Annotated in this window: 12 protein-coding genes; 11 read left to right on the top strand and 1 reads right to left on the bottom strand. The window is 34.9% G+C overall.

Features of this window, described 5'->3' with window-relative positions:
• Positions 1–85: 85 nt before the first annotated feature.
• The 4 genes from RRY75_RS02615 (at position 86) to RRY75_RS02600 (ending at position 4,604) form a co-directional block, all read left to right on the top strand.
• Positions 86–1,432, top strand: a complete 1,347-nt coding sequence (locus RRY75_RS02615; protein WP_332491378.1) for a glucose-6-phosphate isomerase — start codon at positions 86–88, stop codon at positions 1,430–1,432.
• Between the two features lie 772 nt (positions 1,433–2,204).
• Positions 2,205–2,717 (top strand): transcription repressor NadR, encoded by a 513-nt coding sequence (locus RRY75_RS02610; protein WP_332491376.1) that lies wholly within the window; start codon positions 2,205–2,207, stop codon positions 2,715–2,717.
• Between the two features lie 60 nt (positions 2,718–2,777).
• On the top strand, positions 2,778–3,836 hold the full coding sequence (locus RRY75_RS02605) for a PTS transporter subunit IIC (protein ID WP_332491374.1): 1,059 nt from the start codon (positions 2,778–2,780) through the stop codon (positions 3,834–3,836).
• Between the two features lie 129 nt (positions 3,837–3,965).
• Complete coding sequence (locus RRY75_RS02600) at positions 3,966–4,604, top strand: hypothetical protein (RefSeq protein WP_332491372.1); 639 nt, start codon at positions 3,966–3,968, stop codon at positions 4,602–4,604.
• Positions 4,605–4,648: 44 nt separating this feature from the next.
• Here the strand turns inward: RRY75_RS02600 and yyaC are convergent, their stop codons facing one another.
• On the bottom strand, positions 4,649–5,227 hold the full coding sequence (gene yyaC / locus RRY75_RS02595) for a spore protease YyaC (RefSeq protein ID WP_332527381.1): 579 nt from the start codon (positions 5,225–5,227) through the stop codon (positions 4,649–4,651).
• 228 nt (positions 5,228–5,455) lie between these two features.
• On the opposite strand from yyaC, the gene RRY75_RS02590 reads away from it, so the two are divergent.
• From RRY75_RS02590 to RRY75_RS02560, 7 genes are all read left to right on the top strand, one after another.
• Positions 5,456–6,883, top strand: coding sequence for a LysM peptidoglycan-binding domain-containing protein (locus RRY75_RS02590; protein ID WP_332527382.1), 1,428 nt, complete (start codon positions 5,456–5,458; stop codon positions 6,881–6,883).
• A 66-nt stretch (positions 6,884–6,949) separates the two neighbouring features.
• Positions 6,950–8,416, top strand: a complete 1,467-nt coding sequence (gene glgA / locus RRY75_RS02585; protein WP_332491366.1) for a glycogen synthase GlgA — start codon at positions 6,950–6,952, stop codon at positions 8,414–8,416.
• A gap of 105 nt (positions 8,417–8,521) precedes the next feature.
• Positions 8,522–9,694 carry a DUF5711 family protein gene (locus tag RRY75_RS02580; RefSeq protein ID WP_332491365.1) on the top strand — a complete coding sequence of 391 codons (1,173 nt, stop codon included), beginning with the start codon at positions 8,522–8,524 and terminating at the stop codon, positions 9,692–9,694.
• Positions 9,694–10,374 carry a CvpA family protein gene (locus tag RRY75_RS02575; protein WP_332491363.1) on the top strand — a complete coding sequence of 227 codons (681 nt, stop codon included), beginning with the start codon at positions 9,694–9,696 and terminating at the stop codon, positions 10,372–10,374. Before RRY75_RS02580 ends, RRY75_RS02575 begins: the two co-directional genes overlap by 1 nt.
• 148 nt (positions 10,375–10,522) lie before the next feature.
• Positions 10,523–11,275, top strand: a complete 753-nt coding sequence (locus tag RRY75_RS02570) for an ABC transporter ATP-binding protein (RefSeq protein WP_332491362.1) — start codon at positions 10,523–10,525, stop codon at positions 11,273–11,275.
• Complete coding sequence (locus RRY75_RS02565) at positions 11,262–12,077, top strand: ABC transporter permease (protein ID WP_332491361.1); 816 nt, start codon at positions 11,262–11,264, stop codon at positions 12,075–12,077. Before RRY75_RS02570 ends, RRY75_RS02565 begins: the two co-directional genes overlap by 14 nt.
• A 74-nt stretch (positions 12,078–12,151) precedes the next feature.
• Positions 12,152–13,165, top strand: coding sequence for an ABC transporter substrate-binding protein (locus RRY75_RS02560; RefSeq protein ID WP_332491359.1), 1,014 nt, complete (start codon positions 12,152–12,154; stop codon positions 13,163–13,165).
• The last annotated feature ends 489 nt before the right edge of the window (positions 13,166–13,654 follow it).

Genomic DNA, 13,654 nt, shown 5'->3' with positions numbered 1-13,654 from the left:
TTGATTTATGGAGTATAATGAGGTTTATAAAAGGACAAGCTTGAAAGTTAGTACATAAATAGAGCCTTAATCAAGGAGGATAAACATGAGTAAAATTACTTTAGACTATTCTAAAACTGGCGTGAGTCAGCATGAAGTGGAGTATTTTGGTAACCAAGTAAAGTTAGCACATGAGATGCTACACAATAAAACGGGAGCAGGTAATGATTTCTTAGGGTGGATTGACCTTCCTGTAGATTACGATAAAGCTGAGTTTGCAAAGATTCAACAAGCTGCTGCAAAGATAAAATCAGATACAGAGGTATTAATTGTTATAGGTATAGGTGGTTCATACTTAGGTGCAAGAGCCTGTATCGAAGCACTATCTCATACATTTTATAATAGTTTATCTCAAGAACAAAGAAAAACACCAGCGGTTTACTTTGTAGGAAATAACATTTCTGGTACATACCTTAAAAATTTACTAGATGTATGTGAAGGTAAAGAAGTAAGTGTTAATGTCATTTCTAAATCAGGGACAACAACAGAGCCTGCGATTGCTTTTAGAGTGTTCAAAAAATACATGGAACAAAGATATGGAAAAGAAGAAGCTAAAAACCGTATTTATGCTACAACAGATGCAGCGCGTGGCGCACTCCTGACATTAGCACAGGAGGAAGGTTATGAAACGTTTGTCATTCCTGATGATGTAGGTGGAAGATTCTCAGTCCTCACAGCAGTAGGTCTTCTTCCAATTGCAGTAGCAGGGATTGATATTGAAGCCTTAATGCAAGGTGCAGCAGAAGGTAGAAGTGAATATTCAAGTGAAAATCTTGAAGATAATGCATGCTACCAATATGCAGCAGTAAGAAATGCACTTCTTAGAAAAGGAAAAGGTGTAGAAATTCTTGTTAATTATGAACCATGTCTTCAATACTTTGGTGAATGGTGGAAACAACTCTACGCAGAGAGTGAAGGAAAAGACCAAAAAGGCATTTTCCCATCTTCATTAAACTTTTCAACAGACCTTCATTCTTTGGGTCAATACGTACAAGATGGTCAAAGATTCTTATTTGAGACCGTGTTAAATGTACAAAGTCCTAAATTAGATGTAACTTTAGAAGAAGAGCCTGTAGACTTAGATGGTCTTAACTACTTAGCAGGTCAAACAATGGACTTCGTGAATAAAAAAGCTTTTGAGGGCACACTTCTTGCTCACGTAGATGGTGGTGTACCTAACCTTATTATCAACGTGCCAGAGTTAGACGCTTTCACAGTAGGTAAATTGATTTACTTCTTCGAAAAAGCATGTGGCATAAGTGGATACCTACTTGGGGTTAACCCATTTGACCAACCAGGTGTAGAAGAATATAAGAAAAATATGTTTGCACTACTTGGTAAAAAAGGGTATGAAGAGTTAAGAGAAGTACTTGTACAAAGAATCAACGGATAGTATATAAAATAAAACAAAAAGCTAACCTAAATCTGTCGTCCCCCCGTGTTGCATGGACAGAATAAGGTTAGCTTTTTGTTTTTGTGGCAAGGCTCACGCTCGGAAGATACTACTTTTCACTTGAACATGCGTCTTCCGACTGAAGTCTAGTGTGTAACTATTTATATCCTAACTGCTTCAGTGTCTATTTTGTGAAAGAGCTGCCGTTGCAGATATCACCGCAAGAATCTGAGTAAGTTGGATATACAATAGTGTCACGACAGACGAAGGCCATAGGACGAAGATGTATAGGTGAGCACTTATATCTTGGACAAGCTATGAACAGATATTGCCCCGAAGTTCTACTTGAGTTGCCACCACTCAAAGTAGGTTCAGTTGCCTAAGAAAAGGCTTGTTTCGTTAAAGGTAGGGGGGAGACCTAAAGCGTTTCAAACAGTTTCTTAGGGGAAAGAGTAAGATGAATACGACCTAGGATTTGTATTCATCTTAACCTTTACACTTATATATATACGGATGAGTAGGCGAAATTCTTTAAAAAACTTATGGGAAAATTAAGGTTTGTATAATATTTATAAAGTGAAGAAGCATAAGTTGTGCATTTTGATAGTTAATTGGAGCGTGTAGAGGGGGTTATTCTTTGAAAATAAGTGATTAAGTTTTAAGAAGAAAAAACGAAGACTTTACTTAAGTTAAGTGAAAAGAGAGCTAAGGGGAGTATCCCATAACATAAATATTTGCTATACTTGAAAAAAGAAGAAAAGTAGGTGGTAACATGGATGGACAAACAAGAAGAAAAGAAATGATACGTATGTTGCAAGAAGCTACAAAACCTCTTAGTGGTACAAAATTGGCTAATACCTTTGGTATTAGTAGACAAGTTGTTGTCCAAGATGTAGCACTTCTTAGAGCAGAAGGATATGACCTACTTGCTACTGCTAGAGGTTACATCTTAAATCAAGATGCAGATCAAATGGTAAGCCGTGTGGTACTTGTGAAGCACACAGCAGATCAAATAGAAGATGAGCTCAATACCATTGTAGATAATGGAGGAAGAGTGCGTAATGTTATTGTTAGTCATAGTGTCTATGGAGACTTAACAGGAGACTTAATGCTTAAAACAAGAAGAGATGTGAAAGGTTTTGTAGAAAAAGTTCGTCACAATGAAGCAGCACTACTCTCAATTCTCACAGCAGGCATGCATATGCATACGATAGAAGCCACTACAGAAGAAGAACTAGATATTATAGAAGAAGAACTCAAAGAAAAAGGATATCTTGTACAATAATTGACAACTGTCTTGTCACATGATATGATGACCTCATTACAATAGTAATGGGGGATTTATATGAAAAAATTTATAGACAGATATCTGATTAAAGGCCTAGGAGGAATGGCCTCAGGATTATTTTGTACACTTATTATAGGACTTATTATTAAGCAAATAGGTCTGTTTTTGCCAGATACAACAATTGGTCATACGTTGTTAGGTATTGCTAGCTTAGCAACTGTACTTACAGGTGTAGGTATTGGGATTGGAACGGCACATCAATTAGAAGCTTCTAAGCTAGTGCTTTATGCAAGTGCAATTAATGGTCTTATTGGTGCCTATGCAACAGGGTTTTTAAACGAGAGTTTAATTGTAGAGGGAAAGGTTATATTATCTGGACCTGGAGACCCTGTAGGAGCATTTTTAGCGACTGTAATTGGTCTTGAGATAGGCAAACTTGTAGCAGGAAAAACTAAGATAGATATTTTAGTCACACCAGCAGTCACTATTCTTACAGGGAGTTTGACAGCGCTTTTAATAGGACCACCTATTTCTAGTTTTATGGCTGGACTTGGAAATATTATAGGCTATGCGACAGAACTTCAACCTTTTCTCATGGGAATGGTCATCTCTGTATTGATGGGTATATTCTTAACACTTCCTATTAGTTCAGCGGCGATTGCTATGATGCTTGGATTGTCTGGGCTTGCAGCAGGTGCGGCTACAGCTGGATGTACAGCACAAATGATAGGTTTTGCAGTCATTAGTTACCGTGAAAACAAAGTAGGAGGGCTTCTAGCACAGGGGCTAGGAACTTCAATGCTTCAAGTGCCTAATATCGTGCGTAATCCGAGAATATGGCTACCACCTATTATAGCCAGTGCCATTACAGGACCTATAGCTACTGTAGTATTCAGAATGGAGAACGTAGCGGCAGGCGCAGGAATGGGAACATCAGGTTTGGTTGGACCTATTTTTACATGGCAGACAATGATCGAGCATACTGCACCATTACAAGTAGCAATAGCCATTTTACTTGTACATTTTGTGCTTCCAGCTACTATAAGTTTGCTAGTTTGTGAACTTATGAGAAAAAGAGAGTGGATTAAGCTAGGCGATTTACAATTAGAACTATAGAGTGAGAGGGACTGTTAATTTTAGACAGTCCCTTTTGTTATATGAGAGAGGTAGTCATAGCGTTTTTGTTATGTTAATATAGTGATAGAATAAATAAGTATAGGACGAATAGGATAGAAGGAGATAGAAATGTTTGAACAAGTAAAAAATGAGTTAAGCCATGGCAAAAAAGTATATATATTTGAAGTCTTATCTATGATAGGATTTATTGTATTTTTAATGTTAGGTGATAAGATACCTGTATTAGCTACTACTATATTAGGTAATGTCATTATGTTTGGATGGATATTGATAAATATTTTAGTTGCAGCTACTTATGTTGTATATGAATTTTCAAAAATTCTTATGAAGGACAAGATTGTTGAAGGAAATATAGTAAGACATCTGCTTATTAAGTTTGTATTCTTTGTTATGTTATTCATGATTAATATGTTTCCGATTACAATGCTTATGTTAATAGCAGGTGGAAGAATGGGACTTGATATGAGTTTGCCAATCTTAGCACTTATGGTGGGGCTTCTTATCGTGTGTATTGCAAGAAAAACAATTCCTTCAGCAAAAGCATTGACTTTGCTTGGTGTATTATGGTTTGTAACAGCATTTATAGCACTCTATTTTTTATCCCCATTACTTTTCGTAGGCATTACTTCTATTGTGAAGCAAGAAATGGTAGCATCTACAATTTTAAGTATTGTATGCTTTAGTGCAGCATTAGGGATATTCTATCACGTCATTAAGCGAATGAAGTTGTTTTTAGAAGAGAAATAGTAAAAGAGGGACAAGAGTGTATTTATATAAGCTTGTCTCTCTTTTTATTTGTGTTCATAGTACTTAAAAATACAGTGTCTAATGCCACCTGAAATAATGTCGGCCATACGCATGACAATGGAAAGCCTAGTATTTTGTAAAACAACCATATTCATAAAGCTACTGAAATTAACAATACCTGTAATATGCAGATTACCAATAGGTGTTAATTCTTTCTGAACGCCAGCACCAGGTTTGATAGAGCCTTCTCCAATTGAGATAGAGCCTACATTTTGCATAGTACCTAGGCAAGCATCAATAGCTATGACAAGTGCATGAGGATGTTTGTTTTGGACAGTGACTGTTATATCTTCTAAATTTTTTGCATGAACAGGAGTATCTAGATTTCCATAAATATGAACTTTTTCAAATTCTAAATCAAGTAATTTATATCCAATTAAAGGGCCTAAGCTATCACCCGTTGCACGATCAGTGCCTATACATATAATAACCAGTTCGTCATTATATTGAGGAAGCAATGCTGCTAACAAGTTGTACAATGCATCACAAAACATTGTAAAATGATTTGAGTCATCAATACTAATATAATGAGGTTTGTTTCTTTTAAGTAAGGTAGAATCCACTACATATCACCACTTTCATTAGTATTATAGTTTACCAAATAATGGACTATTTATTTATGTTTTTACACGAAATCCTATAACAATTTTTGGTAAAAAATAACCTGTCTTCTTCTGTAAAAAAAGAAAGATAAAAATTTAGGTACCCTCGACACGAAAGGTTAAATTATTTTTGAAGCATATAGTATGCTTATAAAGTACAAAATGGATAAAAATGGAAGAGGGTGTACTATGGGAACAATTATCTATGACCCAAATAAAAAGCGTAATAAGGAGGCTGAAAAAACGCAAGAAAATCAAGCTAAAGTAATTGCTGTAGAGGAAATGACAGCACAAGCAAATCTACAAGAGGCAAGTGGACAAGCAGAAGAAAGATATAATGCATTAATCGAAAATATTGATTCTGTAAGACCAATGGGTGACACAGATTGTGACCACGTTATTTATCTTGAAGACTATGTTTATACATATATTTATCAGTATGCAAATACAGATTTGGCCAGTGAACATGCTGCAGTTATAGTGGGTGAGTACTATCCAGATAGTAAAGAGACTATTATTTGTGGAATTATGCCCGTAGCAAAAGAACTACTTTCTCAAGATGAGGAGTGGATTAACGAGGATGTGGTGGCAAGTCTTAGGGAAGAACAAGAAAAGTACTTCCCAGGTGCAAATCTTATTGGGTGGCTACATATGCAACCTGGATATGGCACAATGCTTACAATGAAAGAAGTAAAGGCACATCGAGAGGTCTTTGAAAAAGAAGGAACATTACTCTTATTAGTAGATCCTATTAATAAGATTGAGACATTTTACGTTTATGAAGATGATACATTAAAAGAGCAAAGTGGTTATTATTTGTACTATGATAAGAATCCTTGCATGCAACAGTATATGCTAGATAGACCTTTTATAAGTGTAGAAAAAGAAGAGGTAGATGATAATGTTGTGAATCAATTTAGAGAAATAGGAAAGATTCGCAAGAAAGAGTATGAACAAAAGAAAAAAATGAACTTAACAGTTATTGCTGCAAGTATTGCTTTACTTGCACTCTCAGCAGTTGTTTTAAAAATGAATGATCAAAATGCTAAAATTCAAACTTTACAAAATGAATTAACTCAAGTTACACAAAATACGCAAGGAAATATAGGGGATGCGACTATAAATGTGGATGAAGAAGCACAATTTGTAATTAGTCCCGAAGAAGCTATAGATGCTGCAACTTCACAAGTTACTATTATTGACAACTCTAGTGCAAAACCATCTGATGATACAACAGAGGAAGTAGATGCACCGGCTGAAGAAGATGAAACAACAGATGTAGATGAAGTTGCAACAACCGAACCTACTGAAGTAGAAGAGGAAGCGTCTGAGGGTGACCAAATAGCGAATGAAGAAGAAAGTAAAGTAGAAGAAAATAAAGTAGAAGAAAATAAAGTGGATGAGGCCACGGTACCTGCTACAAAGGATGAAGAATCAACAACTGCAAGTAGTGAAGACTATATGGAATATGTTGTGCAAGAAGGGGACTCTTTAAGAAAAATTAGTTATGATCATTACAAAACCGAGCTTAGGACAAAAGAAATTATTGCGATGAATGACTTGGAAAATGGCGATAATATCTATGTAGGACAAACAATAAAGATACCAACAGAATAATTCTGTTGGTAATTTTATTGAAATTTTTGTATAATTAAATTAATTTCTTTAAAGGGGGAATATATTATGAAAAAACAACCGTTAAAATGTCTTTTTGTTGCATCAGAAGTTGCACCATATGCAAAGACAGGAGGTTTAGCAGATGTAGCAGGGGCGTTGCCTAAAAAGTTAAAGGAAAATGGAGTAGATATTCGTGTAGTCATGCCATATTATAAGCAAATGGAAAATAAGTTTTTTGAGCATGAGACACACTATGTAACAAGTTTTGATGTTTGGGTAAATTGGAGAAAAGAAGGAGTAGGTGTATATTATGATGATACGATTGTACCTACTTACTTCATAAGAAGTGAGCATTACTTCCAAAGGGATGAATTTTATGGTCAACATGATGATTATGAACGTTTTGCATACTTTTGCAAAAGTGTATTAGAATTGTTGAAGCATATTGATTTCCAACCAGACATTATTCATTGCAATGACTGGCAAACAGGTCCTATTTGTTTGATGTTAAATCAGAAATATCGCGTGGATCCTTTTTATGAAAAGATAAAATCAGTATTTACTATTCATAATATGAAATATCAAGGTATTTTTGGGAAAGAACAAGTACTAGATGTACTTGAATTAGATGAAGGATATGCTTCATCAGAAGCCTTAGAATTTAACGGTGGGATGAGTTTTATGAAGGCTGGGTTACTTTATAGTGACCAAATTACAACAGTAAGTCCAACTTATGCAGAAGAAATCAAAACATGGGAGTATGGGTGTGGACTTAATGAACTTCTAGAGAAAAAACTCTACAATAAAGTATGTGGCATTTTAAATGGTATTGACTATGAGCGCTACAATCCGGAAACAGATACATATATTTATGAACGTTATGATGTAGAACATATAGAAAGACGCAAACTGAATAAACGTGCTTTCCAAAATGAATATGGGTTAGAGCAAACTGACTCAATGATGATTGGGGTCATTTCACGTATTACAGATCAAAAAGGATTTGATCTAATGAAGCAAAGTTTAGATAATCAGTGGATTATGGATAAAATTATGGAAATGGATATTCAGTTTGTACTGCTGGGAACCGGAGAGTATGAATATGAAGAGATGTTTAAATACTTAGAGGCTAAGTATAATAAACGTGTAAGTATTCATCTTAAATTTGATGAAGCACTTGCACAGAAAATCTATGCTTCTACGGATATATTCCTTATGCCATCTGCATTTGAACCTTGCGGACTTGGTCAAATGATGGCAATGAGATATGGTAGTGTACCTGTTGTAAGACAAACAGGCGGATTAAAGGATACTGTTATTCATTACAATGACCTCACAAAAGAAGGAACAGGATTTGAGTTTGTAGATTACTGTGGTTATTGGTTGTACAAGAAAATAGAAGAAGCTTATGAATGTTATAAAAATAAACCAAGTGATTTTAAACAAGTTCAATTGAATGCAATGAATACTTGTTTTTCATGGAATCATTCAGCACAAGTATATGAAGCAATGTATAAACGCATTATGGCATAGTCCTACATACAAAGTCCCTTTACCAAATATGGTAAAGGGACTTTGAAATTGTAAGATGAATAGTGTATGATAAAAATAAAAAGTTAATGCATAGGAGGAATGAGGGTGCAGAAGGAGAAGAAGCTTCTTACGGGTAAACAAACAACCTGGATCCTTTTAGGTGTACTATTTATTTGTATTACAGGGATTGGCATACTGCAATGGGCAAAGGTTAATGAAGAAATGGTACAGTACGAGATGGGGAATACTTTGTTTTCTCATTCAGAACAAAAAAATGAATACATAGATGTAAATGCAAATCAAGTTATTCGATTAACCCAAGATGGAATAACGGCATACGATTTAAAAGGGAATGAAATGTGGAATAATGCCCTTACTTTAGACAAACCAATAGTCAAACATAAAGGGAATTATTTTGCGATTGCCAACAAAGATGGTAAGAAAGTATATATTTTTAATGAAAAAGGAAAACGCGGAGAAGTACAGACTACAGAGCCGATTATTTATTTTTCAGTAAATACTAATGGAGATGTAGCAACAATTGAGAAGACAGAAGATGGGCATATTACATCAGCGTATAGTAGCAGTGGTGAGTTGCTAGGGGTAAAAGGCGTATCTTATATTAAGGATGCGGGTTTTCCTATTAGTGCGGAAGTATCACCAGATAGGCAACTCCTACTCGTAAGCTATGTCGATCTATACAATCCTGTAGTAAGTTCTGTATTAAATGCTATTATTATTAATAAGACTGGGACAGAAGAGGTTTTCAACGCCAAGTATGGTATAGATGAAAAAGACAATATTATTTATGAGATTGAGTTTATCAATCAAAACACATGGGTAGCAATAGGAGATAGTAGAATTACCTTCTATAATATGCAAGGAGAAAAAATAAAGGAGATTCCTAATCTTTATTTAAAATATACGCCTTATGTAGATGGAGATATTAAGGGAAGCCAATATCTTCCAGTTGTTAGTACAGGTGGAGGAACGAGTTCTTCATCAAAAGATAAATTGAGTCTATTTAATACAGTAGGGGAAGAGATAAGTAGCCTGGAATTTGACCGATCTATAACCTATTTTAATGCTACAGAAAAAGGGGTTATTTTAGGACAAGGTCAGCAATTTATAGGTTATAACAAAAAGGGTGAGGTTAAGTTTACTTTTGAAGCAACTCAAGATGTAAGCAAAGTCTTATATGTAGGTAATAAGCTTATTGCTGTAACTAAGAATGAGGTCAAAGTACTTAATCCGATGAACCAAAGGGGGACAAAGTAATGTTAGATTTAGTCATTATAGTAATTATCCTTATAACGGCGTTAATAGCAGCTAAAGTAGGATTGATAAGAACTCTGTATCAAGTTTTTTCATCTATACTTGCACTTGTACTTGCTTTTTTTGTCTATCCGATTATAGAAACAATACTTAAGCTAACCCCTTTGTATACAACCATTCAAGAAGGGGTAAAAAACTTATTGCCGGAGATGGGGAATGTAGGGTTACAAGCTCAGGCCCAACTTATAAGAGAAAACTTTAAGTGGATGCCAGAATTTATGACTAATCAGCTCATAGAGAATAATAATCCAGAGATTTATAATTTGTTGGGAGTTTCTACACTGGTTGAGTACATTGTGACATTTGTTGCGAATACATGTATGATGGCAATAGCAGTTGTTATATGTTTTATAGTCATTAAAGTGGGGCTTACTCTAGCAGTAGGTGTACTGGATTTAGTGGCAAAGCTACCTATTTTAAAAACAGCTAATACATGGGGCGGATTTATAGTAGGCATTATTAAAGGCATGCTTATTATATGGATTATATGTCTTGTCATCCCTTTTCTGATTATGATTCCACAATTTGCAGGACTTGAAATGTTAGTAGAAGAGTCTTACTTAATGACGCTCTTTTATAACCACAATATTCTTTTAGAAGCACTAGTCAATTTAAAGCTTTGATAAACAGAGTTATATAATAAAATGAATAAAGAAGATAAAAGCGCAGGATGTGTTGTCCTGCGCTTTTATCTTTTAGTAGCCAAGCACTTTAGTATCCGACGACTAATATTATGAATTAGATACAATTTATACCAGGGGAGGGAATAAAGTGACAAATATTATCGAAATGAAAAATATTTATAAGAATTTCTATACAGATGAAGGCGAAATAGTTGTTTTACAAGATGTTAATTTTGTACTTGAAAGAGGGAAAATTTTAGGTATTTTAGGGCCATCAGGAAGTGGAAAGTCTACACTTCTTAATATATTAACGCATTTGCTCACACCTACAAGTGGAGAAGTTCAAATAGAAGGCAAAGTAGGGTATATGTTTCAAAAAGATCATCTATTGGAATGGCGTACCATTATGGATAATATTACGATAGGATTAGAGATACAAAAAAAAGTTAATGAAGAAGCAATAAAAAGAATAGAATATTTACTTGAAATTTATGGATTATGGGAGTTTAGAAATAGATATCCAAAAGAACTATCAGGCGGAATGAGGCAAAGGGTTGCATTAATTAGAACCTTAGCAACAGACCCGGATGTTTTAGTGCTAGATGAGCCATTTTCAGCACTGGACTATCAAACAAGGCTTATGGTAAGTGATGATATCTACAAGATTATAAGAAAAGAGCATAAAGATGCTATTTTGGTAACCCATGATATATCAGAAGCTATCGCTATGTGCGACCAGATTGCCGTGCTTTCAAAAAGACCAGCAACGATTAAACATATTTATGACATTGAATTAACTGTAGATAAAGAAAGAACCCCTTTAGTGTCTAGAAAGGCACCAGAGTTTAAAGATTATTTCGATGTGTTGTGGAAGGAGCTAGACGTCTATGAAAGTAAATAAAGAAGAGCAACAACTAAGTCCGGGTTACAATAATTATATTAGAGAAAAAAAGAAGAAAAAAAGAACGATTATAGGCGTACAAATCCTGACGATTATAGTCTTTGTTGCATTATGGGAAATCTTAGCTCGAATAGGTGTTATTAATACATTTTTATTAAGTAGTCCATCTGCAATTGTAAAGCTATTTATGGATTACCTTTCTAATGGAACGATTTTTACCCATATCGCTGTGTCTGTCTGGGAAACCATACTGGGATTTGTTATAGGCACAGTATTGGGTCTACTTGTTGCAATCATTTTATGGTGGTCACCCACTTTGTCCAAAATATCTGATCCATTTCTAGTCGTATTAAATGCGCTGCCTAAAACGGCACTGGCACCTATTATTATTGTATGGGCAGGTGCAGGCATTAGAGGCATAGTCGTCATTGCTATTACGATTTCTATTGTAAGTACAATTTTGGCAGGGTATAACTACTTTATTAATGTAGAGGAAGAAAAAATACAAATGTTAAAAAGCTTTGGAGCAAATAAGTGGCAGATACTTACAAAGCTTATTTTGCCAGCTAATGTAGGAAACATTATTAATATCATTAAGATTAACATAGGTCTATCTTGGGTAGGTGTTATTGTAGGTGAATTCTTAGTTTCACGTAATGGTATAGGTTATCTTATTGTATATGGAGGGCAGGTGTTTAGATTAGACTTGGTTATGATGGGTGTAGTTGTACTAGCTTTATGTGCATGGATTATGTATGAAGGAATTAGCCTAATTGAAAAATTATATTGGTCAAAAAGGTAACACTGGCCAAGTATTGTGCTTATGCTATAGTATGCAATGTAAAAATATCCCAATTAGTATGAGGTGAATAAAGCATGAAACGTATGAAATCGTTAGTAGGCATAGTACTTGTTTTAGCACTAGCTATGATTGGTGTAGGATGTAACAAACAGCAAGGTGGATTGGAAAAAATTAAAGTAGCAGAGGTAACGCATTCTGTATTCTATGCACCCCAATATGTAGCAATGGAGCATGGGTTCTTTGAAGAAGAAGGCATTGAAGTAGAACTCTTAGGTGCACAAGGTGCAGATAAGACAATGGCAGCATTGCTATCAGGAGAAGTTCAAGTAGGGCTTATGGGGCCAGAAGCTTCTATATATGTGTATAACCAAGGGAGCAAAGATTATTCAGTTTGCTTTGCACAACTTACCAAAAGAGATGGTAGCTTTATAGTAGGAAGAGAAGCTAACGAAAACTTTGCCTTTAATGATTTAGCAGGAAAAGAAATTCTTGGTGGAAGAAAAGGTGGAGTGCCAGAAATGACTTTGGAATACGGCATTAAAAATAGTGGACTGACCATAGGTGAAGATACAGCAGGTGGAGAAGTTAATGTAAGGACAGATATTCAATTTGCAGTTATGGCAGGAGCATTCACTGGTGGTGAAGGCGATTATGTAACTTTGTTTGAGCCACTAGCAACAGCATTGGAAAAAGAAAATCAAGGTTATATTATGGCATCTGTAGGAGAAGAAACAGGAGAAATTCCTTATACAGCCTACAGTGCACTTTCATCATATATGGAAAAAAACCAAGATATTATTGAAAGGTTTACAAGAGCTATCTACAAAGGACAACAGTTTGTACAGACACATGAGGCTGAAGAAATTGCGAAAATTATATCCCCACATTTTACAGAACTCTCACTTGAAGATTTAACAACAGTTGTTAATAGATACCAAGAAATAGACGCATGGTGTGAAAATCCAATACTTAAAGAAGAAAGTTTAAGTAGATTGATGGATGTTATGGAACTTGCAGGAGAACTTGAGACAAGGGCACCATACGAAAAGATTGTGACAACACAATATGCAGAGAATGTTATGAAATAGTTAAAAGAAAAAATCTAATGAATAAAAGCTATCTTATTCTCATGGAGGATAGGGTAGCTTTCTTCTGAGTTAAGAAGAAAGCAGAACTTCTTTAAATCGAAAAACATAGTGCTAATCATTTGAGTAGGGAGAGGCGTATAATCTAAATAAAATAAGGGATAATAGGTAGAAGTAGAGCATATAAAATAGAGGTTTACAATAAAATAAGAAAAAATGAGGAAAAAAGAATAAAACTGGTTGACAATGGTTAAGTGGTATGATAACATAGTCAATGTCGCTGAGGGGGAAACACCACAGCAGATAAGAAATAAAATAAAGCTTGAACATTGAAAATAAAATAGTAACCATTAAACCAGTCGATTCATAGAACGAATCTTAATTTAACAAGAACTTGTTTCAAAGTTAAATTTTAGATGAGTTAACCCCTTTAGGGGAAAGTCACTTTAAGTGACAAAGTCAGTACTACTTAACAGTACAAATTGTCAGATG

The organism is Niameybacter sp., from assembly GCF_036655075.1.
In the GTDB taxonomy this organism is placed as follows: Bacteria; Bacillota; Clostridia; order Lachnospirales; family Cellulosilyticaceae; genus Holtiella.
This window is presented reverse-complemented; position numbering and strand designations above follow the sequence as displayed.